The organism is Marinococcus halophilus, assembly GCF_002265875.1.
Classification (GTDB): Bacteria; Bacillota; Bacilli; order Bacillales; family Marinococcaceae; genus Marinococcus; species Marinococcus halophilus.
This window is the reverse complement of record NZ_NPFA01000006.1, coordinates 32,567-58,822: the sequence shown is the minus strand read 5'-3', so window position 1 is coordinate 58,822 and position 26,256 is coordinate 32,567. Positions and strand designations below refer to the sequence as shown.

Here is a 26,256-nt window from a genome sequence, read left to right as displayed (position 1 = left end):
AAAGAAGATTAAATGGAGGGTGAATAATGATTACAAACGTTAAAAAGGTGAAAAACCTCTGGAATGAGAACGAAGCATCCAAGTTCAAAACCGGCGTAGAGCAGCTTCGCTATCGTTCCAACCTGCTGGGGCAGGACCGCTCCGTATGCAACTGGGGCGGTGGGAATACGTCATTAAAGACCACAGAAAAAGACTTCCGGGGCAGGGACATCGAAGTAATGTGGGTGAAAGGAAGCGGTTCGGACCTTGCGACTATGGAAGAAAAACACTTTACTGCTTTGAGCATGGAGGATATTCGTCCGTTAATGGAACGTGAAGAGATGCCGGACGAGGAAATGGTGGCATACCTGCGTCACTGCATGATCGACCCGGGTCATCCACGTTCGTCCATTGAAACACTTCTGCACGCTTTTCTGCCTTTTAAACATGTAGATCATACCCACCCGGATGCCATTATTAGTATCTGCTGCGCAGACAACGGTAAAGATATTGCCCGGGAAATATTCGGGGACCGTTTTGTCTGGGTACCGTACGTCCGCCCTGGATTCACTCTTTCGAAAATGATTGCTGAAGGTGTACAGGAGAATCCAAAAGCAGAAATGGTGCTGATGGAAAAACACGGCCTGGTTACATGGGGAGAAACATCGAAAGAAAGCTATGACCAGACCATTGAGGTAATTCAGGAAGCAGAAGACTATATTGTAAAAACACAGGAAAGCCAACAAACCGTTTTTGGAGGGGAAGATACAAAGGCGCTGCCGGAAGAAGAACGCAAGGAACTGCTTGCCGAAGTAATGCCGGTTATCCGGGGAGCGGTGAGTGATCATAAAAAAATGATCCTCTCTTACTCCGATGACGAAGCGGTGCTTGAATTTGTGAACAGTAAAGACGCACCTGAACTGTCCCAGGTGGGCGCTGCTTGCCCTGACCACCTTGTGCACACGAAAAGAACGCCTCTGTTTGTTGATTGGAAACCATCGGAAGGTAAAGACGTCCTGATTGAAAAAATAAAAACAGGGGTGGAGACATACAAGCAGGAATATACCCAGTACTTTGAACGAAACAAGAATGAAGGCGACACGATGTTTGAGCCGGCGCCCCGCGTTATTTTGATTCCAGGTGTAGGCATGGTCAATACCGGTAAGGACAAACGGATGGCCAACGTAAGTGGAGCGCTTTATCACCGTGCGATTGCTGTCATGAAAGGAAGCACGGCTCTTGGATCATTTGTTTCCCTGTCAGAGAACGAATCGTACAATGTGGAGTACTGGCCGCTCGAGCTGTATAAGCTTTCTCTTGCTCCGCCGGAAGCAGAATTCTCGAGACAGGTTGCATTTATTACCGGAGGAGCCGGCGGGATCGGTTCGGCGGCCTGCCGTGAATTGCTCGGGGACGGCGCTCATGTCGTAATTGCCGACTTAAACGCCGACGGAGCAAAAGAAAAAGCCGACGAATATACGCAAGCCTACGGAGAAGAACGGGCATATGACGTGGCAATGGATGTCACTTCTGAAGAAGCTGTCGCAGCTGCTTTCAAGGAAGCAGCGCTGCAGTACGGAGGCGTGGACATCATCGTGAATAACGCCGGCCTGGCTTCTTCAAGCCCGCTCGACGAAACGACGCTGAAGCAGTGGCAGCTGAACATGGACGTACTTGGTACCGGCTACTTCCTGGTGGCGCGTGAAGCATTCACGCAGATGAAAGCACAGGGAACGGGAGGAAACATGGTTTTTGTGGGATCTAAAAACTCGGTATATGCCGGAAAAAATGCAGCGGCCTACAGCTCGGCAAAGGCGCTTGAAACCCATCTTGCACGCTGCATCGCAGCAGAAGGCGGCGAGTACGGCATCCGTGTGAACTCTGTTCTGCCGGACGCCGTGCTGCAGGGATCGAAAATTTGGTCATCTTCGTGGAAGGAAGAACGGGCGGCAGCCTACGGAATTGACCCCGACGAGCTGGATGAGCACTACCGTAAGCGTACAACGCTTCTCGTTAATATTTATCCGGAGGATATTGCGGAAGCGATCGCTTTCTTCGCTTCAACGAAATCAGAAAAAACGACCGGATGCATGCTGACCGTAGACGGTGGTGTACCAGCGGCCTTTACACGCTAAGTAAATAAACAAGGAGCTGCCTGCCGGTAGGTACCGGCGGGCCTGCCCCTCCTGAACAAAGCAGAGAGCCAGCGGAACTGCCTTGGTGCGGACCGCGTTGGAAATAGAGATAGGAGGATGACACATGAGCGACCGTCATTATACATTATTCGAAAAACAGCAGCAGGCAAGGGGTATTGATCTTGAAGCGGTAAAAAAGAAATTGCAGAAGCTGCAGGTTGAAACACCTTCCTGGGGCTTTGGCGATTCCGGCACCCGTTTTAAAGTATTCCAGCAAGAAGGCATACCGCGGGATCCCTTTGAAAAGCTGGAGGATGCGGCCCAGGTGCACAAGCATACGGGTTCAAGTCCAGCAGTGGCGATTCACATCCCGTGGGATAAAGTCGATAATTACAAAGACTTGAAAACGCATGCAGAAGGTCTTGGTGTAAGCATTGGAGCAGTGAATCCGAACCTGTTTCAGGATGATGATTATAAATTTGGCAGTTTAACCAATACGGACCCGGCGATCCGCCGGAAGGCGCTTGACCACTTGCTTGAATGCATTGATATTGCGAGGAAAGTTGACTCCAATGTATTAAGCCTCTGGTTTGCCGATGGCACCAATTACCCGGGACAGGCAGACTTTCGAAAACGGAAAAACTGGATGCTTGAAGGGCTGAAAAGCATGTATGACGCGTTGGACGATTCGATGCGCATGCTGATCGAATACAAGTTTTTTGAACCAGGATTTTATCACACTGATTTTGCAGACTGGGGGATGGCTTTTAACGCAGCCAACAAGCTCGGCAGTCAAGCGGAAGTACTGGTAGATACCGGCCATCATCCACAGGCGACTAACATCGAGCATATTGTGGCGTATCTGCTTGATGAACAGAAGCTCGGCGGGTTTCACTTTAACAGCCGCAAGTATGCAGACGATGACCTTATTGTCGGCGCCCACGACCCTTATGAAGTATTTTTGATTCTTCAGCAGATTGTACAGGCTGAAGAAGATCCGGATCCGGCGGTTCGCAAAAACGCCGAAAATATTGCTTATATGCTCGACCAGTGCCACAACCTGGAGCCGAAAATTCCAGCTATGATCCGCTCGATTGAAAACGTTCAGACAATGTATGCTAAAGCGTGCCTGGTGAATTTGGAAGAGCTTCGGACTGCTCAGGAAAAACAGGATGTTCTCGGAGCAGAGCGTGCAATCCGTTCCGCTTTTGAGGCGGACGTTACGCCGCTTCTTGAAGCTTTCCGGGAAGAAACGGGCGCTTCCGTGAAGCCGATGGACGCTTACTATTCCAGCGGCTATGGAGAGAAAATTCTTTCCCGCGGCAAAGGCGGTGCCAGCTGGTGAGTGTACTCGCGTTCGATTTAGGGGCAGGCAGCGGAAGAGCCGTGCTTGGCTGGATCGAAGCCGGGAGGCTCGAAACGATGGACGTGCACCGCTTTAAAAATGAACCAGTACGGGTGAACGGACGATTTCACTGGGATATCTACCGCATTTTTCATGAGTTGAAGGAAGGCATTCGTGCAGCTTACGAAGAGCGCCAGGACATTGAAAGCATCGCCATCGACAGCTGGGCAGTCGATTTCGGCTGTGTGGGCCAGGACGGGGAACTGCTGCGTCATCCGTACCATTACCGTGATGCTCACACAGATGGAGTAATGGAGCAGGTAACGGAGCGTATCGGCAAAAAATTTATTTTTGAACGCACAGGTATCCAGTTTCTGCCGTTTAACACAATCTATCAGCTAGAAGCTATGGTAAAAGCTGATTCCCCGGTTTTAAAGGAAACACGGACACTCTTAATGATTCCTGATCTGCTGCGCTATTTTTTAACGGGAGAAATGAAAAGCGAATTTACAAATGCAACTACCACTCAGCTGTTTAATCCGCGAACGATGGATTGGGACGGAGAACTGTTGAAGGCGATTGGAGTCCCGCGGGAGTGGATGGCTGATGTCGTGATGCCGGGTACCCGGGTAGGAGAGCTGCGTCAGGATCTGCAGCAGGAGCTGCAGGTGCCGGCGATTCCTGTCTACACCAGCGCCGAGCATGATACAGGAGCAGCAGTGGCCGGTGTCCCGGCAGCATCTTCTTCTTTTGCCTATTTGAGCTGTGGCACGTGGTCGCTGATGGGGACGGAAATTGAAGAACCCAATACCACTCCAGAAGCGTTTGAATGGAATTTCACGAACGAAGGCGGTGTAGAACGGACCTTCCGACTGCTGAAAAACATTATGGGGCTTTGGATTTTCGAGGAGTGCCGACGTGCCTGGCGCGGCGATAATGTCTCCCATGAAGCGCTGCTTGCGCAAATGGAAGAAGCGCCGACTTTTCAGTCATATATTGATCCGGACGACCTCCAGTTCCTGCACCCGGCGGATATGCCTGCCCAAATTCAACAGTATTGCCGGGAGAGCGGACAGAAGGTTCCTGAAACAAAAGGGGAGATTGTGCGGTGTATCATGGAAAGTCTGGCCATGAAATACCGACACGTTCTCGAGCGTACGGAACAGCTTTCCGGCCAGTCTTTTTCCGGATTGTATATGGTCGGGGGCGGTATTAAAAATACGTACCTTTCCCAGTTTACGGCAAATGCCCTTGGGCGTAACGTATGGACAGGGCCGAAGGAAGCGAGTGCTCTTGGCAATATTACAGTACAGCTGACCGCTGCCGGGAAAATCAAAGACCGGCACGAAGCACGCAGATATATTCGCGAAGCAGTGGAAGTAAGCGCCTTTTCCCCAAAGGAACATACCTCCTGGAACACGGAGTATGAGTCATTCTGTGAAAAGACAGGGCTTGGAAACGGTTTGTCCCAAGCTAAAAGAGCATAGTGAAACAAATGGCCTCCGGGTGCTTATCCCGGGGGTCATTTTTGTATAGAGCAGTAAAAACGTTTATACTATATGTAAACGTTTACCAAAAGGGGATGAAGCTATGAATATTGCGCTGCAGCTTTACACGCTTCGAAACGAGCTTGAAGAGGATTTTATTGGCACGCTCCAGCAGGTGAGGACCATGGGGTACAAAGCGGTGGAGCTGGCCGGCCAGAACGGCGGCTTCGGTACGGAGGAGCTCGCAGGGACTATGAAGAATATTGGCCTTCAGGCAGTATCGAGCCATGTGCCATTGGAGGAGCTGCAGGATGACCTGGGCGGGGTAATAGAAAAGCATCTGGCACTTGGATGCCGCCACATTGTCTGCCCCTACCTCGATGAAGAGAGACGTTCGAGTCTGAAGGCCTATAAGCAGACGGCAAAGGAACTAAACAGGATTGGAAAAACGTGCCGGAAGGAAGGCATCACATTTTCGTATCATAACCATGATTTTGAACTGCTCCCGCTCGAAGGGCGACTGCCGTTTGAAGTGATGCTCGAGGAAATGAAACCGGAGCACGTGCAGGTGGAGCTTGATACATACTGGGTACAGAAGGCGGGGGAAGACCCTTTTGCCTGGATGGACCGGCTCAGGGACCGGCTTTCACTTGTGCATATTAAAGACATGACTGCAGACGGCGAGGAATTTTTTGCAGAACTCGGTGAAGGAAAAATGGATATTAAGGCGATTATGAAAAAAGCAGAGGAGTCCGGGGCTTCCTGGCAGATTGTGGAGCAGGATGCTTCGCGGCGGAAGCCGCTGGAAAGCGTCCGTATAAGCATGGATTACATTCAGAATACGTTTGTTTAAAGAAACGGCAGCTGAGGAAGAGAACTATCAAGGAGGACGATAATTATGCCATCCGCTTTTGATATTTCAGATAAAACAGGCCAGGGTCTGGCCGTAGACGATTTTGTTGAACGCATGCGCCCAACGTACCGGGAGAAAATGGAGCCGTGGCAGGCCGCTTTCTCCTGGAACCATCACCCGGAAGACAAGCTGCTCGCCCTGCAGTCGCGGGAGGATCTGCACTGCTCTATCCTCGCATCCGACTGGTGCGGGGATGTGCACCGAAATTTCCCGGTGATCGTGGAAGTAATGCGAAAAGCCGGTATTCCGGTGGAAGTGTTTATTCAGGAAGACCATCCCGATTTTATCGATCAATTCCGCACCCTTGGCGGCACTTCAGTGCCGAAAGTGATCGTTTCTGATGAACACGGAAAGGTTTATTTCAGCTGGGGACCAAGGCCTGCTTTTGTGCAGGAGCCAATGAAGCATTTTAAAAGCCTTGGGCTCACAGAAAATGATGAATCGTATGCAGATGAACGCTCGGCAGCATATGAAAATATTTTTTCCAGATACGGAGACGATGCAGACTATCAGCGGCTGGTCGTTTATGAACTGACTAATCTGCTGGAGCAGAGCTGACGGCTATCAAAAAAGCCCGCGCCTTTTTCAGGTGCGGGCTTTCTCTGCGCGGCGGAGTGTTGGCTCCAGGGTAAGAGCCACATTCCCCTGGATGGCCCGGGAAATCATGCAGGCCGTTTCCGCTTTTTCGATCAGCTTTTGTGCTTTTTCTATTTGCTTTTCAGATGCGTCCTTCTCCAGGGTGATTACCGGACGATGAATAATTTCTTTGTACGTAAACACGCCGTTTGTGACATCTACACGGCCTTCGCTTGTATGCTCCATGGAGGCAACGGGAAGCTCCGCCCGCTCAAGCATGGCACCGAGCGTAATAATATAGCACGTGGCTGCGGCACCGAGAAGCATTTCATCAGGATTTGTGCCAATGCCCGGGCCGTCCATTTCTTGCGGAATTGAAATATTTGTTTTCAGCTGTCCGGCATCAATAGAGCCGACGGCATTGCGGCCACCGGGCCATTCTGCCGTTAAATGAAAATGTTCAATAGCCATAAGGGATCCCTTCTTTATATAAAGTCTTTCCCTGAGGATAAAAAATAAAGGAACGAAAAGCAAAAAAAGTGCCTGCAGCACGTTTCAAATACAAGAAAAAGGTCTATGGAAGAGTATGCTATAAAACGGGAGGCTTACACATGCAGACAGTATTACTAACGGGAGCGGCGGGCACAATCGGCACCGTGCTCAGAAGCTATCTGTCGAAACGATTTAAACTCGTGCTGACAGACACGAAAGCTCCAGAGGGTTTAACAAATGAAGAAACATTCATGGAAGCAGATATTACAAGCAAAGCGGAGGTCCGCGAGCTGATGCACGGGGTGGATGCGGTTATTCATCTGGGAGGTATCCCGGTTGAGACGGACTTTGAATCAATTGAGCAGGTGAACATAACAGGTACGTTTCATATGATGGAGGCAGCAGCCGAGGCAGGCGTGGAACGATTGATTTTTGCAAGCAGTATCCATGCTGTCGGCTTTTATCCGGCGGACGAATGGGTGGACGAAGCCTCACCAGTGCGGCCTGACACGCTGTATGGAGTCAGTAAGGCATACGGGGAAGCGCTCGGACGTTATTATCACGATAAATTTGGGTTAAAAGGCATCGGGGTGCGCATTTGTAATTTTCAGGAGCGGCCGGCGTCCGGATACGATTTAGAAAACTGGTTCAGTCCCCGTGATGCAGAGCGCTTATTTGAAGCAGCGCTCACCTGTGCGGTGCCCGAGTACCTGATTGTTTACGGTATTTCAAACAACACCCGGGCAAAATTTAAAAACACCCGGGCAAAAGAGATTGGATACGAGCCACAGGATAATGCAGAAGATTACGCCGGTGAAGTGGAGGGAGGAGGCTCTCCGAAAAAAGGAGGAGAGTTTACGGCGAAGGACTTTGGAAAAGAAAACGGGCGGTGAAACGTATGCAGGAAGCGGAGCTGAAGATTTTAGGAGGCGAAGATGCTGAAGCTTACAAAGAGCTTAGGATGCAGGCTTTGGAGGAGAGCCCGGAGGCTTTTGCTTCAACCTTGGAGGAGGAAAGACAGAATTCAGGTCTGGTCCGAAAATATAAAGAAAGACTGGAGGGAAGCCAGTCTTTTACATGGGGCATCGAAGCCGGAAACGAGCTTGCGGGTGTCATCACCCTGCTCCCTATGCAGATGCAGAAGCTTCAGCACAAAGCGACAATTCTGGCTATGTATGTAAAGCCTGCATTCAGGGGCCGCGGGTTTGGAGGCAGACTCGTAGAAGCTGCATTGAAGCAGGCAGATAAAAACGGGATCGAACAGGTGCAGTTAACCGTCGTGAGTGAAAACAAGCATGCGCTCCACCTGTACAAAGCCTGCGGCTTTTCTATTTTTTCGACAGAAAAAGAAGCGATGAAAACAGCGGACGGCTACAACGACGAGCACTGGATGGTTCGTTTCTTGAAAAATGTTTAAAGTTCCATAGTTTTCCACTTCAACTTTCCGTATAATAAATAATAATATTTATTATCTTAAAAGTTAAAAGGAAGGGAAGTGAAAGCATGGGATCCTGGAAAGCGTACCGGTTTCCAGTCATTATGCTTGCTGCTATCATTATTGGTAGCATAGCGGGTTTTATTTGGGGCGAGGATGCCATGGCGGTCCAGCCTCTCGGTGATTTATTTTTAAATATGATGTTTACTATTGTAGTGCCGCTTGTGTTTTTCTCTATTGCTTCAGCGGTAGCGGTTATGGATTCAGTAAAGCGGCTCGGCCGTATTCTGGGTTCAATGATGATCGTTTTTATTGTAACCGGCATTATTTCTTCCTGCCTGATGCTGGCGGCTGTTATAGCCTTTCCGCCTGCAGAAAACGTAAGCGTAAACGAAGAGCAGCCCGCCCAGCAGGAAGAACAAGGCTCGTTTGCCGATCAGCTTGTAGAAACGTTTACCGTGTCTGATTTTATAGATATCTTCTCTACTGAGAATATGCTTGCTTTAATTGTTTTTGCAATGCTTGTCGGCGTAGCTACAGGCTTATCAGGAGAAGCGGGAAAGCCATTCGCCAGCTTTTTACAGAGCGGCTCGGAAGTATTCATGAAAATAGTGGCTCTGGTTCTTTATTATGCACCAATCGGGCTGGGCGCTTATTTTGCAGCTCTGGTAGGAGAATACGGCCCTCAATTGATCGGGGAATATGCTAAAGCAGTAGCAGTTTATTACCCGGTAGCTATTTTATATTTTGTTTTTGGTTTTTCTTTTTATGCCTGGATAGCTGGAGGGAAGCAGGGGTTCAGCCGCTTTTGGAAAAATATCTTTGCGCCGGCGGTAACTTCACTTGGTACAGCCAGCAGCGTGGCATCTCTGCCAGTGAATTTAAACGCAGCCAGAAATGCTGGTGTTCCTAAAGACATAAGGGAAACAATACTTCCTATTGGAGCGACCATTCATATGGACGGTTCCTGTCTCTCAGCCATATTAAAAATAGCTTTTGTCTTCGGGGTGTTCCAAATGGAATTTACCGGGTTAGATACATACTTAACTGCTATTGGAATCGCGCTGCTCAGCGGAATGGTGATGAGCGGGGTCCCCGGAGGAGGGTTTATTGGAGAAATCATGATTGTTACGCTTTACGGTCTGCCTATCGAAGCTTTGCCTATTATTACTGCTATTGGAATTGTTGTTGATCCTCCGGCGACAACTGTAAACGTGGCAGGAGACAATGTTTCGAGTATGCTTGTGGCGAGATTTCTGGAAGGAAGGAATTGGATGAACGTTCACTTCTAGTTCTCGGTTTTCCCTTTTATTTTATAGGGAAGAACGAAGCAGGAGGGATAACAATGAAAATCCAGGCGGCGGTAGTCAGTGAAAAAGCTGGCGCCATTCAGCATACAGAAGCAGAACTCGACGAACCGAAAACAGGAGAGGTGAGGGTGAAAGTTGCTGCAGCCGGTATTTGCCACACTGATCTCGGGGTGCAGCAGCAGGAAATTCCGACACCTCTTCCAATTGCGCTGGGCCACGAAGGAGCAGGCGTGGTGGAAAAGGTCGGTGACGGTGTCCAGGACGTCGAACCCGGCGATCATGTGGTTATCACATTTTCACACTGCGGCACCTGCCGCAACTGCCGGGAAGGGCATCCCGGAGCATGCGAAAATTTTAATGCCTTAAATTTCGGAGGTACCATGAACGACGGCACCCACCGTCTGCAAAGTGACGGCACGGAAGTCTCTTCTTTATTCGGACAAGGATCGCTTGCCACATACGCTGTCACCCCCGTTAATAATGTGGTAAAAGTCCGCAATGACGTAGATATTCGTATGCTCGGCCCTTTGGCCTGCGGAGTCCAGACCGGGGCAGGCACGGTTCTCAGCCGTTTGAACGTAGGCGTCGGTGATACGATAGTCATATTTGGCTGCGGAGGGGTCGGAATGAGCGCCGTTATGGCCGCACATCTTGCTGGCGCTCTGCAGGTCATCGCAGTAGACGTTAACGAAGAGCGTCTGGAAATGGCAAAAGAGCTCGGAGCGACCCATACCATCAATGGCAAAAACGAAGATGCCGTTGAAAAAGTAAAAGAGTGGACCGGCGGCGGGGCAGATTTTGCGATTGAATCCACGGGAGTGGCTGCCCTGGCAAAGCAGGCGATGGACGTGCTCCGCTATAAAGGGGAGTCGGCAGTCGTCGGCGCCGGTGCGGACACCGAATTTCACGTGCACCAGAATTTCATCGTGCCAAACGCTACCATGTCAGGTGTCGTAGAGGGAGATGTTGTACCGAAGCTCTTCATTCCAATGCTTGTGGAATACTATAAACAGGGCAAATTTCCTTTTGATAAATTAATTACGACGTATCCCTTTGAAGAACTGGAGCAGGCCCTCGAAGACATGAAAGCCGGCAAAACGATCAAGCCAGTAATTACATTTGAATAGCGGGTAGAAGCTGCGCAAATATGCGCGGCTTCTTCTTACTTTGAAAAAGGAGGTTTCACATGGAACGAATAGCGATTGATATGGATGAAGTGACGGTAAATACGCTTCCAACGCTGTTACATAGGTTTAACAGGGATTACGGGCATAAAGTGACTGCGGAAGATCTCAAAGGTATGAAGCTTGAAGCACTGCACCCGGAGCTTCATGACGAGATTAAAGCTTATTTCTATGAGCCGGCTTTTTTTCGGCATCTAAAGGTCATGGACGGAGCTCCTGAAGTGATTGAGCAGCTTGCCGGTGAATACGAAGTATTTATCACCACAGCTGCGATGGAATTTCCCCCCTCGTTTGCTGCGAAATATGAATGGCTGAAGGAACATCTTTCCTTTCTGGGAGATATGAATTTTGTGTTCTGCGGAGATAAAAGTATTATTCATGCGGATTATTTAATCGATGATAATGCCAGACATTTCGAGCGCTTTTCCGGCAAAGGGATTTTGTACACCGCCCCGCACAATATTTACGATACAGTTTATACAAGAGTCGATCACTGGGACGACATTCGGCGTTATTTTTTAACGTAAACGCTTCTTTGTTCTGAAATTGAGAATCTTGGCGCTGACAGGAAGAATAGGGGAGAAAGGTTGTTGTACAATAAAAAAGAATGTAAAGTAAATCAATATGAAAAGCGTTCGTAGGAGAGAGAAGTATGCAGAATGAACAAACTGGAGAACGACTGCGAAAGCGGGGCCAGCATTTATCAACAGCGCAGCTTGCCCTTCTGTTTGCCGGTATCATTATGCTCGCAGTCAATCTCAGGCCGGCGCTAACAAGCGTTGGGCCACTCATCCCGTTAATCCGGGAAGATATTTCCCTCACAAGGGGGACGGCGGGGTTAATTACGACTCTGTCGCTGCTGACATTTGCAGCGGTTTCGCCAGCGGCTCCGAAGATCGGGGCGAAGATTGGACACCAGCGGGCTTTAATGGTGGGGGTAGTGGTACTCATTGCGGGTATTGCCATGCGCTATATACCGGAAGCTGTATTTCTGTTTGCCGGGAGCCTGCTTGTAGGAGCGGGCATTGCGATGCTCAACGTGCTCCTGCCCGGGGTTATAAAAGAATCGTTTCCACATAATGTCGGTGTGATGACCAGTATTTATACGACCACGATGGTATTAATGGCTGCAGTCGGGTCAGGGGTCTCAGTACCGCTTGCCTCCGGTGCCGGGCTGGGATGGCAATGGTCGCTTCTGTTCTGGATCGTGCCGGCAATTGCGGCGATGGCCTGCTGGGGTTTTGTGTTGAAAAACAGGCAGCTGCAAATGCCCGGCCGTGTGAAAGCAGTGGAGCGCAGCAAGCCGGAAGGGTCGATCTGGAGGTCCCCGCTTGCCTGGCAGGTCACACTGTTTATGGGTCTGCAGTCCATCGGATTTTATGTGACCATCACCTGGCTGCCGGATATTTTAAATAATCTTGGGAATATGCCGCTTGCAGCTGCAGGCTGGCTTGTAGCACTAATGCAGGTCGCAAGCCTCCCGGCTACATTCTTCACACCAATTCTTGCCGGCAGGTTCCACCACCAACGTGGCATAATTGCTGCGATTGGCGTAGTTGCTGTGCTTGGTCTGCTGCTGCTCATGACAAACACATCGCCGTTTATGCTCACTATTGCGGTGCTGTTTATCGGACTTGCTCAAGGTGGAAGCATCAGCCTGGCGCTCGCGCTGTTAAGCATACGTGCTTCGACGCCGCAGCGGGCTGCGGATTTGTCCGGAATGGCCCAGTCAGTAGGTTATTTTATGGCTGCGCTCGGGCCAATCCTCGTAGGCGCTTCCTTTGACGCCTGGGAGACATGGATGCCGGCACTGCTTATTTTGATGATAGTTTCAGTGCTTCAGGTAGTAGCCGGTATGGGCGCCGGCCGGAATAAAGAGGTATAAATAGAGAAGACTTTCCGCCGGGGGAAGTCTTCTTTAATGTATAGGGGAGGTGTAAAATATACGGATACGGGGTATCGCTATTAGTGGAATAAAAAGAAAAGGAGGATACGATGGACACGATTTCTATTATTGCGGTCGTTTCCCTGGCAGCCGCATTTCTTTCTACGGCGATCGTTATTGTAGATGTGCGAAGAAACCCCCAGCCGATGATGGTCATGAATATTGTCTGGCCGCTCACCGTGTTGTACTCCGGGCCGCTCGGCCTGTTTTTCTATTATTATATCGGCCGGAAGGGGCACGGCGACAAGCCGATGTGGCAGTCGACCGTCGCTTCGACCAGCCACTGCGGCGCCGGGTGTGCACTTGGGGATATGGTAGGCATTCCGATTGTCGTAGCGCTTGGCTGGACGATTGCAGGCACGCGACTGTTTGCCGACTATATCGTAGAATTTATCCTCGCCTATACGTTTGGGATTTTCTTTCAGCTGGCATCCATCCTGCCGATGCATGAACACATGAGTAAAAGCTATGCGGTCAAACAGGCCGCCAAGGCGGACACGCTGTCCCTTGTGGCTTACCAGATCGGCATGTTTGGTTTTATGGCGCTTGTTCATTTTGTGTTCTTTGCTACTCCGCCGAGTCCGGCCGGCCCGACTTTCTGGTTTATGATGCAGATCGCGATGGTGATCGGATTTTTAACCAGCTATCCGGTAAACTGGTGGCTTGTCGACAAAGGCATTAAGCACGCGATGTAAGCAGAAGGCCATATGGTCTTCTGTTTTTTATGCAGATTTTGTTAGTTGGGCTGAGAGGTATGATAAGCTTAATTTGTATAAATAATACAGTAAAGCGCGAAAAGGAGAGAGAATCATGCCGGCACGGTTAGCGTATCTGCTTGTTTTGGCGGGAGCAGCTCTTTGGGGCACGACAGGGCTGTTTGTGCAAAATTTATATACATATGGTTTTACGCCGTGGGAGGTCGTAGGCATTCGCCTGCTTTTTTCGGCGGTTATTATTACCCTGTTTTTAAGTATTGTGGAGAGAAGCCTGCTGCGCATCCGCTGGCAGGATTTGCCGCTGTTCGTCGGCACTGGTATTATCAGCATTGCTTTTTTTAATTTCTTCTTCTTTTCTGTCATGGAGGTGTCCGGAATTTCTCTGGCAGTGGTGATGCTTTACACGGGTCCGTTATTTGTGGCTATTATTGCCAAATTTATTTTCAAGGAAACGCTGACGGCAGGAAAGATAGCGGCACTCGTCATTATGATTACCGGATGCATGTACGCGGTCGGGCTGATCCCGCTCGGATCAGACAGTGTCGCAGCAGCGGCTGTCCTATTTGGCATCGCTTCTGGTTTCTTTTACGCGCTCTACAGCATTTTTGGAAAATTTTTAAGCGGAAGGTATCATCCGCTGACGATTACGACATATTCCATGATCCTTGGCGGCCTGTTTTTACTGCCTACAAGCCGCCTGTGGGAAAAAGCAGAAGCTTTTACAGAGCCGGGAGTATGGTGGAACGGTATCGGGCTTGCGGTAGCAGCGACCACGGTCGCTTACGTAGCATATACAGCCGGCCTGACCCACGTGGAATCCTCACGTGCATCGATCCTTTCCATCATCGAGCCGGTGGTGGCGATCGTGATCGGCGTAGCTGTTTTCGGGGATTCCTTTACACTCTGGCAGACTTTTGGCATTGTGCTCGTCTTTGCAGCCATTATTGCTACAGTATACGGTGATACGCTGCTTGGCAAATTGCTCGGAAAAACGTCCTTGAACCGTCAGTCATAAATAATAATCAGAGAGCGTATTGGCAGAACGGGTGCCCCCCCGGTACACTGGAGAAAAGGAGGGGGCATATGAATATTCGCGTAATGGAATGGTTTACGGGAAGGCCCGAAGACATATCAGCTGAAAAAGAAAAGCCCATATTTTCGGCTATTAATAAAACAAAGCGCCGGGAGGAGTCCCTGTATTTGTCGGAGACAGGCCTGGAAGGGGATGAACAGGGAGATCAGAAAAATCACGGGGGAGCGGAGAAAGCGGTCTGTGTCTATCCGTGGGAGCATTATGCGTACTGGAGCAGGACGCTTGAGGAGCCGCTGCCGCACGGCAGTTTTGGGGAAAACCTGACAGTGCAGAGCGGGGTGGAGGAGGACGTAATGGTCGGCGATGTTTTCCGTTGGGGAAAAGCAGTCGTGGAAATAAGCCAGCCCCGGGAGCCCTGCTATAAGATTGCAAAACGCCACGGCATTAAAAAGCTGCCCCTCTACGTTCGGGAAACCGGCTATTCCGGCTACTATCTGCGGGTACGGCAGGCGGGTATCGTGGAAAAAAACCAGCCGCTTCGTCTCGAAGCGAGAACGACATCTTTGAGTGTTGCGGAAGTGAACCGGATCACGTACCATTCGGAAGACCCGGGGGAGATTGAAGAAGCGCTGGAGTGTGCAGCTCTATCGGAGGAATGGAAAAGTTCTCTGCATAAAAAGCTGAATAAGTTAAAAAATAAGCACTGACCCGTAGGGCCGGTGCTTATTTTGTGACAGGAACGTCAGCGCTGATACGTTCGGCGTGAGCATAAACGTTGAAGGTGGAGCCACGGATAAAACCGACGGCGGTGATATTTAAGTCATCTGCGAGGCGGATCGCAAGGTTGGTCGGAGCGGACTTGGATAAAATAATCCCCATGCCCATTTTAGCTGCCTTTGTCAGTACCTCAGAGCTTAAACGTCCACTGAAAACGAGCACCTTGTCGCGCACCTGGATGCCGTTCATTAAACAGTATCCGTACAGCTTATCGAGAGCGTTATGACGGCCGATATCAGAGCGGTCAACGATAATGCCGTCTGTATCGCAGATGGCAGCGTTATGAACGCCGCCGGTATTTTTAAATACGAGACTGTTATCCTGCATCTCCTTCATAAATCCGAGGCACTGCTCCGGTGTCAGCGTGCGTTTCGTAACAGCTGTTTTAGCTGTCTGGACGTCGCTCTGAAAATAAAACTGGCGGCTTTTTCCGCAACAGGAGCCGATCACGCGTTTTGAGTAAAAAGAAGCTTCCTTGACCCGGTTGGAATTGATGGAAACGTAAGCAAAGCCTAGATCATCGTCGAGCGAAATTGATTCAATTTCCCGGTGGAATAAAATAACGCCCTCGGATGCGAGGAATCCAACAACAAGTTCTTCAACATGCGTGGGAGTGCATACAAGCGTTGCGAATTCTTCCTCGTTTACGACAATCGTCATTGGTTTTTCCAGGGCCACCTGGTCTTCTGCGGCATAAAGGCCCTGTTCAGGTGAATAGGAGACGATGGGCTGAATGGCGGTGGAGCGGTCCGGCATAGTGGGACTCCTTTCAAAATCCGTGCCCGGCACGGGAGTGTAATTGTACTTTTATCTTATCATGAGAAGCGGCTGATATAGAAAAAAATGCACAAAAAGCCTGCATCCTCTAAAGGAAATGCAGGCCGGATATTGCGTAATTATCGTTTTTTGCCCCAGGCTTTTAAGTTTTTCAATCCCGGGATACTGTCGTTGTAAAATACTGGATCGATGCCTTGTTTGCGCTGATCCAGGTAGTTTTTGAGTGCGGCAGCAGCTATGTGGCCGAGCAGTGCAATCGCAATTAAGTTGACGACCGCCATTAAGCCCATAAACAGATCTGCCATGGCCCATACAAGCTCGAGGCCGCTTGCTGCTCCAAGAAGAACAAACAGCAGGAAACAGACACGGAAAATTTGGACGTAAATGCTCTTTGGAGAGATAAACTCCACGTTTACTTCGCCGTAGTAATAATTCCCGAGAAGGGAGCTGAAGGCAAAAAAGAAAATAGCAAGGGAGACGAAGGTTTGTGCCCAGCCGCCCAGATGGAAGGCAAGAGCATCCTGAGTCAGCTGTATCCCTTCAATATTTGCCCCGGCGTCCGCATACGTACCAGAAAGCAGAATAATAAATGCTGTCGCGCTGCATATAATCAGCGTGTCTGTGAGAACCCCAAGGGACTGGACGAGCCCCTGTTTGACCGGGTGGCTAACGTAAGCAGTGGCTGCTGCGTTCGGCGCGCTACCCATACCGGCTTCGTTGGAAAAGAGGCCGCGCTGAATGCCGAGCATGAGAGCGCCCCCAATAGTACCGCCGGCGACTTCACGAATCCCGAAGGCCTGGCCGAAAATAAGCCCAAATACCTGTGGGACATCTGCAATGTTAATGATCATAATGACAACGGCCGCAATAACGTAAAGCGAAGCAAAAATTGGAACGATAATTTCAGCTACTACAGCAATACGACGAATGCCGCCATAAATAATGACACCAATCAAAAGCATAATGGCAATCCCGACGTAAACTGATGGGATATTATAAGCACCATTGAACGCCTGGGCGATCGTGTTAGTCTGTACGCCGTTGAAAATAAATCCAAAACAGAGCGTAATCAAAACAGCGAAGACAATGCCGAGCCAGCGGGCATTCAACGCCTGTTCCATGTAATAGGCCGGACCGCCGCGGAACCCGTCCTTATCCTTTACTTTATACATTTGTGCAAGCGTGCTTTCCACGAATCCGGTAGCGGCACCGATAATAGCGATGACCCACATCCAGAAAATGGCGCCCGGTCCGCCGGCACTGATGGCAAGGGCCACCCCGGCGAGGTTTCCGGTGCCGACACGGGCAGAGGTACTGATCGCAAATGCCTGAAAAGCACTCGTGCCCTTTCTGTCTTTAAAGCCGGAACGGTCGGTTCCTTCCTTGAATAAAAGCACGAACATTTCTTTAAGCATCCGGAACTGGACAAAGCCGGTGCGGATGGTAAAATAAACGCCTAAAATAAGTAAAAGTGCGATTAACAAATAACTCCAGATAACGTCACTGAGAGAGCCTACAAGGTTATAAAACCATGTATCAGTTGTTAACCAATTTCCCATATGTATCCTCCTTCAAGTAAGGTTGTATCTATTATACATTTTTCAGGGCCTGTCCGACACTGTTTTCAAGGAATTCCTGTAAATAGAGATAAGAACAAACAAGATTTACTTATCAAGGGAAGCTACGAATGGTTTCGAGCTGAGTTTTTAGGATGCGGAGAGATTTTTGTTTAATTTTCGAAACGGCCTGCTGGGATATGCTCATTGCCCTGGCTGTTTCTGTTATTGTACGGCCTTCAATAAATAAGGCGTATAATACGGCTTGTTCCTTTTCCGGCCTCTGCTGAATAATGTCATAAAGCTCCGGATTTTCAATATGGCCGGCAAGCTCCCGTGAACGGCTGCGGTACTGGTCTGTGAAAGAAACAGCTGGAAGAGGTGTGGCGGACGCTTCCTCATCGTTATCTACAGCCAGCGGAAACCGCTCCCGGTGCTTTCTCTCCCGTTTATCATAGTGCACGGCCGCCCAGTAAATCGTTTTCTGCATGAAGACCCGCTTTTTAACATCCAGAAAAAAGTCGCGGAATGCCTCGTCGAGTTGATGTGTGTCGCCGTTACTCCACAGGTATTGATGGTCAGGGGAGTCAAAAAAATGCTGAATGAGCTTTTGCTGATGAAATGCTATTGTCAATGCGCATACCTCCTTGTAGATCGTATGTACAAAAGGCAGTTAATGTAAAAAATGACAACCTTTAATCGAACATAAGTTCTTAAATATTGATGCGTAAAATAACGCGTATTAGGGAAGACAACGAGTGAATAAAAAATTAAAACTGGAGGAATCCAAAATGGGAAATAAAGTATTTATCAGTCCAAATAAATACGTGCAGGGCGTCGACGTAGTCGATGAAGTAGGCTCCTATGTAAAAGGAATGGGCAGTAAAGCAGTTGTTATTGCAGATGAATTTGTATGGAATCTGGCTGGTAACCGTGTGGTGGAAAGCCTCAAGCAACAAAGCATCGACGCTGTAAACATTACCTTTAACGGTGAAGCGTCCACTGGGGAAATCAACCGGATTACTGAGGAAGCCAAATCGGCTGGGGCAGAAATGATCGTTGCTGTCGGCGGCGGCAAAACGCTCGACACGGCCAAAGGGGTGCGCGACCAGATTCCGGATGCTTACTGCGTCATTGTTCCGACGACGGCTTCTACCGATGCTCCGACGAGCGCCCTTTCTGTCATTTACTCGGATGAAGGCGTATTTGAATCGTACCGCTTTTACTCAAAAAATCCGGATTTGATTGTAATGGATTCCAAAATCATTGCCGGCGCACCCCCTCGTTTTCTCGCCTCCGGTATAGCGGACGCGATGGCTACATGGGTGGAAGCGCGCATGGCTATTCAGGCAAACGCCAATGCCATGTCCGGTGGGCTTTCCACGATTGCCGGCGCAGCAATCGCAGAAAAATGTGAAGAAACGCTGTTTCAGTATGGGCTTCTTGCATATGAATCCAACAAAAGACAGATTGTTACCCATGCCCTTGAGCAGATTGTTGAAGCAAATACGCTGTTGAGCGGCCTTGGTTTTGAAAGCGGGGGCCTTGCGCTTGCGCATGCGATTCACAATGGATTTACCGTTCTCGACGGAGAGGTGCATCATATGACGCACGGGGAAAAGGTAGCCTTTGGCACCCTGAGCCAGCTGACCCTTGAGAACCGTTCGAAAGAAGAGTTTGAAAAGTATGTGGATCTGTATTACCAACTGGAGCTGCCGATTACGCTTGAGGATCTGCACCTCGGAGATGCCTCGGAGGATGAATTAATGAAAGTGGCGGAAGCGGCTTTAACCGAAGGGGAAAGCAGCCACAATATGCCGTTTGCGCTAACGCCTTATGACGTTGTAAGCGCCATGCAGGCAGCCGACCAATACGCGAAAGCGTACAAAAAAGAGCACGGCTTAAAATAAATGTATCTGCATAGTCCTAAAAGCCGCCGGGTTATACGTCCGGCGGCTTTTTGTGTTAACTTTTCCGGGAAAGACGTATGTTCCCCCGCGTGAAATCTCGGCCGGAGGGTGATATAGTATCGAAGGAAAGGAGGCCGGTGCATGAAGATCCTGCGTGTACTGAACAACAATGCGGTAGTCGTCCATCACGGTGACCGGGAGAAGATCATTTTCGGTCCGGGGATTGGATTTCAAAAAGGCAAAAATGATCCCGTTAATCAAAAGAAGATTGAAAAGATTTTCAGTATGGAAGAAGAGACACCAAAATTTGAGCAGCTTTTGAAGACTCTGCCAATTGAAGTTATTGAAGTTGGGGAAGAAATTATCAGCTACGCGGAAGGGGTAATGCATCTGCCGCTCAGTGACCATATTCATATTTCCATCATTGATCACCTGGCGTTTGCACTCGAGCGTATTAAGCAAGGGTTTACCATAGAAAATAAGCTCCTCCATGAAATTAAGGCTCTTTATCAGGAAGAATACAGCATCGGTGTCTGGGCCATTCAGAAGATCAAAAAAGATCTGGGAGTCGAGCTGCCGGAGGATGAAGCAGGGCACATTGCGCTGCATCTGCATACGGCGAAGCTGCAGACCGGATCGATGGAGGAGACGATGCACAGAACCTCACTGATCCAGGAGCTGATTCAAATTGTAGAAGACCGTGCCGGACTCGAGCTTGCGGACCGGGGTATGTCGTATCACCGGCTCGTCGTTCATTTAAACTTCGCACTCTCAAGAGCAGAGGACGGCAAAGTGTTTGATGATATGGATCCCGAAATGCTCGAGCTGATCCAGACGAAATATGAAAAAGCCTATGCTGTTGCATACGAGCTGGCTGATTACGTTAAACAAGAGGCGGGACTGCCGTTTCCTCTGCCGGAAATCGGCTATATTGCGCTTCATATTCAGCGAATTTTATCGAACCAGTCGATTTCATAGAAATGAAAAGAAAGCGTTGACATGAATCTTTTCTTTTTGTATACTTTCTGTACATTACACATATCGGGAGTTGTTACTGCTACGGGCAGGCAAGACCCAAAATGAGAACAGGACACGTGTATCCTAGGCACACGTTGACCCTTCTCGTTTTGGGTCTTTTTTATGTCTAAAAACAGCTTCCGTTAGTTTAGCGGAGGGAGTTTCCTGATGGATCATAAACAAATAGCAAAAGAACTGGTACCGCTCCTTGGCGGAAAAGATAATATTATCAGTGCCAGCCACTGCGCCACGAGGCTCCGGCTGGTTATTGACGATGAGAGCAAAATCAATAAGCAGGAAATTGAAGATCTGGAGGGCGTAAAAGGAGCCTTTTCAAGCTCCGGCCAATTTCAGATTATCTTTGGGACCGGCACGGTTAATAAGGTATTTCAGCCATTTGCCGAAGAAATTGGCCTTGATGACGAGTCCGCAGAGCATAAACAAAAGCAAATGGATCATAATGAAGCTGTAAAAAAGAAAATGAATCCGGTCTCACGATTTGCGAAAGTACTTTCCAATATTTTTGTACCAATTATTCCGGCGATTGTCGCCGCTGGCATGCTGATGGGCCTTTTAAATCTTATGAACCGATTCGGGTGGGCGGATGGAGACAGTTCCCTATACATTCTGCTTGATATGTTTTCCTCAGCTGCCTTTATTATTCTACCGATTTTGATCGGCTACAGCGCTGCACGTGAATTCGGCGGGAATACGTATTTAGGAGCTGTGGTCGGCGGGATTATGACCCACCCAACTCTTTTGAATCCGTGGGGACTTCAGGAAGGCGGCGTCGAGCCGGAAATGCTCAATTTTGCGGGCATGAATATCGAGCTGCTTGGCTATCAGGGAACGGTTATACCAGTGCTCCTGACGGTGTACGTGATGTGCTGGCTCGAAAGGCTGTTCCGCAAGGTTGTTCCGAATATGGTCGACCTGCTTGTGACACCTTTTTTAACAATCATGACCACCGGCTTTGTAGCATTGATGGTCGTCGGTCCGATTGGCCGTCTGCTCGGTGAAGGTGTAACCACGTCGCTGTCGTTTTTATATGATTCTGGTGCCGGTTTTGCCGGTCTCGTGTTTGGCGGCCTGTATTCGCTCATCGTTTTAACCGGCGTGCACCACAGCTTTCACGCGATCGAAGCAGAAATTCTCGGCCAGGTCGGCTTTAACTACCTCCTCCCTATATGGGCAATGGCTAACGTCGCCCAAGGCGGAGCCGGTCTTGCCGTATGGGTGAAGACGAAGAGCAAAAAAATGAAGGAAATTGCTGGTCCGTCAGCATTCGCGGCCTTTCTGGGCATCACGGAGCCGGTCATCTTCGGGGTTAACCTCCGCTACCGCCGTCCGTTTATCGGTGCTGCAATTGGTGGCGCTCTTGGTGGTGCGTACGTGACGATTACAAACGTTACAGCAAACGGTATCGGGGTGACCGGGCTTCCAATGTTTGCGATCGCAAATGACCCAATTAACTATGCCATCGGTATATTGGTTGCTGTGGGCGGCGCGTTTACAGCAGCGTGGCTGCTCGGCTGGCAGGAAGAAGAACAGCAGCCGAAGAAAGAAGAGACAAAAACAGAAAAAGACAGTGAAGAAAAAGCTGTATAGGGAGGAAGCAATGAAAGAGGAGCACGCTCTTCGAAAAGAAGCAGACCAAATAGTGCAAACGGTCGAAGCGGCAGGTCCCTTTCGACAGCAGTTTCACCTGATGCCTCCAGCAGGCTTAATGAATGATCCGAATGGACTTGTGCAGTGGCAGGGAGTGAATCATGTGTTTTACCAGTGGATGCCGTTTCATACCGGTCACGGCAGCAAATGGTGGGGACACGCGGTGAGCCGGGATTGGGTTCATTGGGAGCTTCTGCCCCCAGCGCTCGCACCGGTGTATGATTTTGAAAAAAACGGCTGCTATTCCGGCAGCGCGGTAGCACATGAGGGTTTTCTATACTTGTTTTATACCGGAAACGTCAAGGATGAACACGGGAACCGGACGAGCTACCAGTGTCTTGCGGTTTCAAGCGACGGAGTGGAGTTTGAAAAGCACGGTCCGGTGATTTATCAGCCGGAAGGCTATACCGCTCACGTCCGCGATCCAAAAGTATGGTTTGAAGCCGGAGTGTGGTGGCTTGTAATCGGTGCCCAGCGTCTTGACCTGGAAGGACAGGTACTGCTTTACCGCTCGAGGGACCTGCGGGAATGGGAGTTTCTCGGGCCGCTAGCCGGAAAGGACGCTACGCTGAGTGCTTCCTTTGGCTATATGTGGGAATGCCCGGACTTTTTCGAGCTGGGTGGCTCCCGGGTGCTGCTTGTGTCTCCACAGGGCCTTGAAGCAGAAGCGTACCGGTACCAGAATCAGTATCAGACCGGCATTTTTACCGGTGAATTCGCCCCGGAAACGGGCACATTTTCCCACGGGGAGTTTCGTGAAATTGACCTGGGCTTTGAATTTTACGCCCCGCAGTCGTTTCTGGATGAGCAGGGCCGGCGTCTGCTGATTGGCTGGATGGGCGTCCCGGACCAGCAGGAACAGGTGCATCCGACGATTGCCGATGGCTGGGTTCACTGTCTGACGGTCCCCCGGGAGCTGACGATGCAAAACGGACATCTGTACCAGCAGCCGATTGAAGAGTGCCGGCAGCTGCGCGGGAGGAACGCCTCGGCGGTCGTTGCTGTAAATGATGAGGCGTTGGTATGGCAGTCGTGGGATGCCCCAGTAGCAGAAATTTATCTGGAAGTGGAGAAAGATAAAAGCTGGACCGTCTCCTGGCGCCGTTATTTTCATATTTCCTATGACGCCGATGATCAGACGCTTACCTTTGAACGGCCGGATCTGGTCACTGGCGGGTCGGTGCGCCGAACCAGTCGGGTAAACGGTGTGCGTTCGCTTCGCTGCCTGTTTGACTGCTCTTCTGTAGAAGTTTTCGTAAATGACGGGGAATACGTTTCTACCTCCCGCCTGTTTCCGGAGCAGGAAGAAGGAGAGCTTCAATTTTCAGCAGAACAGCCGGCTGTTTTTCATGTCGATGCGTGGGAGCTTTATTCTCTGCAATGGACATGATGGAACGTGCTGGTGTTTGTAAGCCGGAAAAAAGAGGAACAATACAGCGTAGAGAATTTTGCAAACAGAAAGGAAGATTTTCATGCGCATATTATTAGTTGGAGCTTCAGGTACGATCGGAAGTGCGGTATATGAACGCTTAAAGGATGACCACGATATTCTTTGTGCCGGGAGAAACGGAAGAGACGTGCAGGTGGATATTACAGATGAAGAAAGCATCCGTCAAATGTATGAATCCACCGGCCGTGTGGACGCAGTTATTACGGCCTCCGGGAGCGCCGGTTTTGCTCCGCTCACCGAGCTCACTCCGGAAAAGAACCAGACGGCCATCAACAGTAAAATGAAGGGCCAGATTAACCTGGTGCTGCTCGGTATTCCATATGTAAATGACGGCGGCAGCTTCACGCTTACATCCGGAATCATGATGGATGACCCGATTCCTCAGGGGACTTCCGCTGCGATGGCAAATGGCGCCGTGAAAGGCTTTGTCACCTCTGCAGCCATTGAGCTGCCAAGAGACATCCGTATTAACAACATCAGTCCGAACCTGCTGGCCGAATCGGCAGATAAGCTTGGCAGCTTTTTCCGCGGTTTCGATCCCGTACCGGGAGATAAGGTTTCCCTGGCATATCAAAAAAGTGTCGAAGGGCAGCAGACCGGTCAGACATACGAAGTCTATTAATGCAAAGCTCCGGAACACAGGCAAATGTCTGTACTCCGGAGCTTTTTAGATATGAAGCGCATGGGCGGCGAGCGTGTTCAGGTATTCCTTCATCGTTTGCTCGAGGCTGCGGTTATACAAAATCGCGGCTGGGTGGTAAATCGGAAAAATATTATAGTTTCTGGCAGTCCAAATGTACGCTTCGTTCGCTTCCTCCCACTGTCGGATCGGATGCGTCTGTATTCTGCCAGTAACGTCACCCAGTCTGGGGCTGGTCCCAAGAAGCCGCCAGTAAGCGATTTTTCCCATCGGCACGATCCACTGCGGCTGCACCCGGTTTATTTCGTAATCCAATACGGGCGCGTGGGCGAGGATTTCCTTCTGGTTCGGGGTCCGGTTGTATTTCCGGCGCACACCGGCCCTGGTCTGTCCCCATTTATAGGGGCGGCTGCGCACGGCACTGGTGACATAAATGTCTTCTCGTTTGATGTTCAAATCGTCGAGATACGAGTCGAAAATGACTCCTGCTCTGCCGCTGAAGGGAATGCCATTGTGAATTTCAGTTTCGCCCGGGGCTTCCCCAACAAACATGATCGTGGCATCGGCCGGCCCGGCGCCCGGCAGAAACCCTTCACAATCGAATGGTTCAATCCGTTCGTTGGCTAGTTGTACTAAAGAAGAAGGCAGCTGCATAATTATCATCCTTTTTGTAGTTTCTTTTTGCCGCTAATAGGTTTGTACCCGAAATGGCGAGGAATAATGAGCGTAAGAGTAATTTTGATAAAGGAGGAAGCAATATGAAACCGTCAGATCAATACTTTTTCCCGACCTACGAGGAAGCAAGAAGAGCCTTCCGGAAAAGAAGCACCGACGTAGCGGCGGTCTGGCCTGAGGCTTCGCTGACCCAGTACGCTGTTGGAAAACCGGAAAACAATAACACCACCGATATTATTGCAGCGGACGCCAAATACCATTCAAACACGCTGATTGTAGTCACCACCGGCGTACACGGAATTGAAGGATATGCAGGGTCGGCGCTTCTGCAGCTGTTTATCGATGAATATCTGACGCAGCTGAATCCAAATACGACTGGCCTACGGCTCGTTCATGCGGTAAATCCGTGGGGAATGAAAAACCGGCGGCGGGTGAGTGAAAACAATGTTGACCTGAATCGTAATTTTATCAAAGACTGGAACAGCGTACCTGCTTCATTGAACGAACGGTTTGAAAAAGAAAAAAAGCACTTTGTGCCGGAGGGGCCAGTGAAAAGCTGGAAAAAACAGCGGAAAAATCTTTTGGGAGCACTTGGGGCAAAGGTGTTTAAACGCGGCGTATCCGGGTTGGAAAAAGCAGCAACGATGGGACAGTATCAGTATCCGACCGGTATTTTTTACGGTGGCGCAGCTCATGAAGAGCCGGTGGAAAAGCTTCTGGCGCACATGGATGAATGGGTAAAGGAGTATGAAACGGTCGTCCATATTGATATTCATACCGGACTTGGTCCTGCCGAACAGCTGTGGCTGCAGGTGCCGCATTCAGATCCAAGGAAAGAAAAGCAGCTCCGAAAGCAGTTCGGCCATCCGGAGGTCAACGACGTGCAAAAGACAGACGTACGGGAAATTAAAGGCGAGGATGCAGAATACGTGAAGGACGTCTATAGCCGGAAGCATCCGGACAAGTACATCTTCTCCTGTCTGCTCGAGTTTGGCACGATCGGCAACCGGCTGCCTGACCAGATGAGGGCGCTCGATATAGTGGTACATGAAAACCAGTATTACTGGTACGGAGCAAAGAAAGAAAAAGATGCTAAAGAGCTGCAGAAGGAATTTCATCAGCTGTTCGACCCGCCCGAGGAAAGCTGGAGACAGGCCGTGCTGAAGAAGGGCAAGGCCGGTTTCAATCTTGTGCTTGAAAAAGAAGCGGGCGTGCAAATCGTTAAAAAATAACCTT

The 26,256-nt window shown here is 49.8% G+C and carries 25 protein-coding genes; 20 read left to right on the top strand and 5 right to left on the bottom strand.

The genetic code is table 11. The annotated features are described in order from the left end of the window. The first annotated feature begins 26 nt into the window (after positions 1 to 26). The 5 genes from CHL76_RS07565 to CHL76_RS07545 all read left to right on the top strand — a co-directional run bounded on the left by CHL76_RS07565 (position 27) and on the right by CHL76_RS07545 (position 6,417). Complete coding sequence (locus CHL76_RS07565; protein WP_094908206.1) at positions 27 to 2,114, top strand: bifunctional aldolase/short-chain dehydrogenase; 2,088 nt, start codon at positions 27 to 29, stop codon at positions 2,112 to 2,114. A gap of 124 nt (positions 2,115 to 2,238) precedes the next feature. Then, complete coding sequence (gene rhaI / locus CHL76_RS07560) at positions 2,239 to 3,459, top strand: L-rhamnose isomerase (RefSeq protein WP_094908205.1); 1,221 nt, start codon at positions 2,239 to 2,241, stop codon at positions 3,457 to 3,459. Beyond that, positions 3,456 to 4,946: a rhamnulokinase gene (locus CHL76_RS07555; protein WP_094908204.1), complete on the top strand. Its 1,491-nt coding sequence runs from the start codon at positions 3,456 to 3,458 to the stop codon at positions 4,944 to 4,946. The genes rhaI and CHL76_RS07555 overlap by 4 nt, the downstream gene beginning before the upstream one ends. 103 nt (positions 4,947 to 5,049) lie before the next feature. Beyond that, entirely contained in the window at positions 5,050 to 5,799 is a 750-nt protein-coding gene (locus CHL76_RS07550) for a sugar phosphate isomerase/epimerase family protein (protein WP_079475337.1), read from the top strand. Positions 5,800 to 5,844: 45 nt separating this feature from the next. Further along, complete coding sequence (locus CHL76_RS07545) at positions 5,845 to 6,417, top strand: thioredoxin family protein (RefSeq protein ID WP_079475338.1); 573 nt, start codon at positions 5,845 to 5,847, stop codon at positions 6,415 to 6,417. Between the two features lie 27 nt (positions 6,418 to 6,444). Here the strand turns inward: CHL76_RS07545 and CHL76_RS07540 are convergent, their stop codons facing one another. After that, positions 6,445 to 6,906: an OsmC family protein gene (locus CHL76_RS07540; protein WP_079475339.1), complete on the bottom strand. Its 462-nt coding sequence runs from the start codon at positions 6,904 to 6,906 to the stop codon at positions 6,445 to 6,447. A gap of 140 nt (positions 6,907 to 7,046) precedes the next feature. Between CHL76_RS07540 and CHL76_RS07535 the strand changes: the two genes are divergently transcribed. The 9 genes from CHL76_RS07535 (at position 7,047) to CHL76_RS07495 (ending at position 15,257) form a co-directional block, all read left to right on the top strand. Next, a complete protein-coding gene (locus CHL76_RS07535) occupies positions 7,047 to 7,820 on the top strand; it encodes an NAD-dependent epimerase/dehydratase family protein (protein ID WP_094908203.1) in 774 nt (257 codons plus the stop codon). Positions 7,821 to 7,825: 5 nt separating this feature from the next. Continuing rightward, entirely contained in the window at positions 7,826 to 8,344 is a 519-nt protein-coding gene (locus CHL76_RS07530; protein ID WP_094908202.1) for a GNAT family N-acetyltransferase, read from the top strand. An 86-nt stretch (positions 8,345 to 8,430) separates the two neighbouring features. Continuing rightward, positions 8,431 to 9,654, top strand: a complete 1,224-nt coding sequence (locus tag CHL76_RS07525; protein WP_079475342.1) for a dicarboxylate/amino acid:cation symporter — start codon at positions 8,431 to 8,433, stop codon at positions 9,652 to 9,654. Positions 9,655 to 9,707: 53 nt separating this feature from the next. Then, complete coding sequence (locus tag CHL76_RS07520) at positions 9,708 to 10,799, top strand: NAD(P)-dependent alcohol dehydrogenase (protein WP_079475343.1); 1,092 nt, start codon at positions 9,708 to 9,710, stop codon at positions 10,797 to 10,799. 59 nt (positions 10,800 to 10,858) lie between these two features. Then, complete coding sequence (locus CHL76_RS07515; protein ID WP_079475344.1) at positions 10,859 to 11,383, top strand: 5' nucleotidase, NT5C type; 525 nt, start codon at positions 10,859 to 10,861, stop codon at positions 11,381 to 11,383. A 125-nt stretch (positions 11,384 to 11,508) separates the two neighbouring features. Beyond that, the gene (locus CHL76_RS07510) at positions 11,509 to 12,741 is read left to right on the top strand and encodes a CynX/NimT family MFS transporter (RefSeq protein WP_094908201.1); all 1,233 of its coding nucleotides are present in this window, start codon (positions 11,509 to 11,511) and stop codon (positions 12,739 to 12,741) included. Between the two features lie 110 nt (positions 12,742 to 12,851). After that, complete coding sequence (locus CHL76_RS07505) at positions 12,852 to 13,496, top strand: DUF4396 domain-containing protein (protein ID WP_094908200.1); 645 nt, start codon at positions 12,852 to 12,854, stop codon at positions 13,494 to 13,496. A 115-nt stretch (positions 13,497 to 13,611) separates the two neighbouring features. Then, entirely contained in the window at positions 13,612 to 14,532 is a 921-nt protein-coding gene (locus CHL76_RS07500) for a DMT family transporter (protein WP_079475347.1), read from the top strand. A 68-nt stretch (positions 14,533 to 14,600) separates the two neighbouring features. Then, positions 14,601 to 15,257: an MOSC domain-containing protein gene (locus tag CHL76_RS07495; protein ID WP_079475348.1), complete on the top strand. Its 657-nt coding sequence runs from the start codon at positions 14,601 to 14,603 to the stop codon at positions 15,255 to 15,257. A 16-nt stretch (positions 15,258 to 15,273) separates the two neighbouring features. Here CHL76_RS07495 and fdhD read toward each other — a convergent pair whose 3' ends face one another. The 3 genes from fdhD to CHL76_RS07480 all read right to left on the bottom strand — a co-directional run bounded on the left by fdhD (position 15,274) and on the right by CHL76_RS07480 (position 18,294). After that, positions 15,274 to 16,083, bottom strand: coding sequence for a formate dehydrogenase accessory sulfurtransferase FdhD (fdhD, locus tag CHL76_RS07490; protein WP_094908199.1), 810 nt, complete (start codon positions 16,081 to 16,083; stop codon positions 15,274 to 15,276). 140 nt (positions 16,084 to 16,223) lie between these two features. Then, positions 16,224 to 17,663, bottom strand: coding sequence for an alanine/glycine:cation symporter family protein (locus CHL76_RS07485; protein ID WP_094908198.1), 1,440 nt, complete (start codon positions 17,661 to 17,663; stop codon positions 16,224 to 16,226). Positions 17,664 to 17,775: 112 nt separating this feature from the next. Further along, positions 17,776 to 18,294, bottom strand: a complete 519-nt coding sequence (locus CHL76_RS07480; protein WP_094908197.1) for a sigma-70 family RNA polymerase sigma factor — start codon at positions 18,292 to 18,294, stop codon at positions 17,776 to 17,778. A 157-nt stretch (positions 18,295 to 18,451) separates the two neighbouring features. Between CHL76_RS07480 and CHL76_RS07475 the strand changes: the two genes are divergently transcribed. The 5 genes from CHL76_RS07475 (at position 18,452) to CHL76_RS07455 (ending at position 24,327) form a co-directional block, all read left to right on the top strand. Beyond that, positions 18,452 to 19,570: a glycerol dehydrogenase gene (locus tag CHL76_RS07475; protein ID WP_094908196.1), complete on the top strand. Its 1,119-nt coding sequence runs from the start codon at positions 18,452 to 18,454 to the stop codon at positions 19,568 to 19,570. Positions 19,571 to 19,711: 141 nt separating this feature from the next. Further along, positions 19,712 to 20,548 carry a PRD domain-containing protein gene (locus tag CHL76_RS07470; RefSeq protein ID WP_079475353.1) on the top strand — a complete coding sequence of 279 codons (837 nt, stop codon included), beginning with the start codon at positions 19,712 to 19,714 and terminating at the stop codon, positions 20,546 to 20,548. A gap of 207 nt (positions 20,549 to 20,755) precedes the next feature. Continuing rightward, positions 20,756 to 22,195, top strand: a complete 1,440-nt coding sequence (locus tag CHL76_RS07465; protein WP_094908195.1) for a sucrose-specific PTS transporter subunit IIBC — start codon at positions 20,756 to 20,758, stop codon at positions 22,193 to 22,195. A gap of 10 nt (positions 22,196 to 22,205) precedes the next feature. Continuing rightward, entirely contained in the window at positions 22,206 to 23,645 is a 1,440-nt protein-coding gene (locus CHL76_RS07460) for a glycoside hydrolase family 32 protein (protein WP_079475355.1), read from the top strand. A gap of 82 nt (positions 23,646 to 23,727) precedes the next feature. Next, positions 23,728 to 24,327 carry a short chain dehydrogenase gene (locus tag CHL76_RS07455; RefSeq protein WP_079475356.1) on the top strand — a complete coding sequence of 200 codons (600 nt, stop codon included), beginning with the start codon at positions 23,728 to 23,730 and terminating at the stop codon, positions 24,325 to 24,327. Positions 24,328 to 24,372: 45 nt separating this feature from the next. On the opposite strand, the gene CHL76_RS07450 is transcribed toward CHL76_RS07455, so the two are convergent. Beyond that, the gene (locus CHL76_RS07450; protein WP_094908194.1) at positions 24,373 to 24,999 is read right to left on the bottom strand and encodes a uracil-DNA glycosylase; all 627 of its coding nucleotides are present in this window, start codon (positions 24,997 to 24,999) and stop codon (positions 24,373 to 24,375) included. Positions 25,000 to 25,103: 104 nt separating this feature from the next. Between CHL76_RS07450 and CHL76_RS07445 the strand changes: the two genes are divergently transcribed. Beyond that, positions 25,104 to 26,252, top strand: coding sequence for a M14 family metallopeptidase (locus tag CHL76_RS07445; protein WP_158219099.1), 1,149 nt, complete (start codon positions 25,104 to 25,106; stop codon positions 26,250 to 26,252). The last annotated feature ends 4 nt before the right edge of the window (positions 26,253 to 26,256 follow it).

What these genes read in the sequence shown, in the direction of transcription:
- CHL76_RS07565 (WP_094908206.1), top strand. Translation starts at nt 27, where the DNA reads ATGATTACAAACGTTAAAAAGGTGAAAAACCTCTGGAATGAGAACGAA.
- rhaI (WP_094908205.1), top strand. Translation starts at nt 2,239, where the DNA reads ATGAGCGACCGTCATTATACATTATTCGAAAAACAGCAGCAGGCAAGG.
- CHL76_RS07550 (WP_079475337.1), top strand. Translation starts at nt 5,050, where the DNA reads ATGAATATTGCGCTGCAGCTTTACACGCTTCGAAACGAGCTTGAAGAG.
- CHL76_RS07545 (WP_079475338.1), top strand. Translation starts at nt 5,845, where the DNA reads ATGCCATCCGCTTTTGATATTTCAGATAAAACAGGCCAGGGTCTGGCC.
- CHL76_RS07540 (WP_079475339.1), bottom strand. Translation starts at nt 6,906, where the DNA reads ATGGCTATTGAACATTTTCATTTAACGGCAGAATGGCCCGGTGGCCGC.
- CHL76_RS07535 (WP_094908203.1), top strand. Translation starts at nt 7,047, where the DNA reads ATGCAGACAGTATTACTAACGGGAGCGGCGGGCACAATCGGCACCGTG.
- CHL76_RS07530 (WP_094908202.1), top strand. Translation starts at nt 7,826, where the DNA reads ATGCAGGAAGCGGAGCTGAAGATTTTAGGAGGCGAAGATGCTGAAGCT.
- CHL76_RS07525 (WP_079475342.1), top strand. Translation starts at nt 8,431, where the DNA reads ATGGGATCCTGGAAAGCGTACCGGTTTCCAGTCATTATGCTTGCTGCT.
- CHL76_RS07520 (WP_079475343.1), top strand. Translation starts at nt 9,708, where the DNA reads ATGAAAATCCAGGCGGCGGTAGTCAGTGAAAAAGCTGGCGCCATTCAG.
- CHL76_RS07515 (WP_079475344.1), top strand. Translation starts at nt 10,859, where the DNA reads ATGGAACGAATAGCGATTGATATGGATGAAGTGACGGTAAATACGCTT.
- CHL76_RS07510 (WP_094908201.1), top strand. Translation starts at nt 11,509, where the DNA reads ATGCAGAATGAACAAACTGGAGAACGACTGCGAAAGCGGGGCCAGCAT.
- CHL76_RS07505 (WP_094908200.1), top strand. Translation starts at nt 12,852, where the DNA reads ATGGACACGATTTCTATTATTGCGGTCGTTTCCCTGGCAGCCGCATTT.
- CHL76_RS07500 (WP_079475347.1), top strand. Translation starts at nt 13,612, where the DNA reads ATGCCGGCACGGTTAGCGTATCTGCTTGTTTTGGCGGGAGCAGCTCTT.
- CHL76_RS07495 (WP_079475348.1), top strand. Translation starts at nt 14,601, where the DNA reads ATGAATATTCGCGTAATGGAATGGTTTACGGGAAGGCCCGAAGACATA.
- fdhD (WP_094908199.1), bottom strand. Translation starts at nt 16,083, where the DNA reads ATGCCGGACCGCTCCACCGCCATTCAGCCCATCGTCTCCTATTCACCT.
- CHL76_RS07485 (WP_094908198.1), bottom strand. Translation starts at nt 17,663, where the DNA reads ATGGGAAATTGGTTAACAACTGATACATGGTTTTATAACCTTGTAGGC.
- CHL76_RS07475 (WP_094908196.1), top strand. Translation starts at nt 18,452, where the DNA reads ATGGGAAATAAAGTATTTATCAGTCCAAATAAATACGTGCAGGGCGTC.
- CHL76_RS07470 (WP_079475353.1), top strand. Translation starts at nt 19,712, where the DNA reads ATGAAGATCCTGCGTGTACTGAACAACAATGCGGTAGTCGTCCATCAC.
- CHL76_RS07465 (WP_094908195.1), top strand. Translation starts at nt 20,756, where the DNA reads ATGGATCATAAACAAATAGCAAAAGAACTGGTACCGCTCCTTGGCGGA.
- CHL76_RS07460 (WP_079475355.1), top strand. Translation starts at nt 22,206, where the DNA reads ATGAAAGAGGAGCACGCTCTTCGAAAAGAAGCAGACCAAATAGTGCAA.
- CHL76_RS07455 (WP_079475356.1), top strand. Translation starts at nt 23,728, where the DNA reads ATGCGCATATTATTAGTTGGAGCTTCAGGTACGATCGGAAGTGCGGTA.
- CHL76_RS07450 (WP_094908194.1), bottom strand. Translation starts at nt 24,999, where the DNA reads ATGCAGCTGCCTTCTTCTTTAGTACAACTAGCCAACGAACGGATTGAA.
- CHL76_RS07445 (WP_158219099.1), top strand. Translation starts at nt 25,104, where the DNA reads ATGAAACCGTCAGATCAATACTTTTTCCCGACCTACGAGGAAGCAAGA.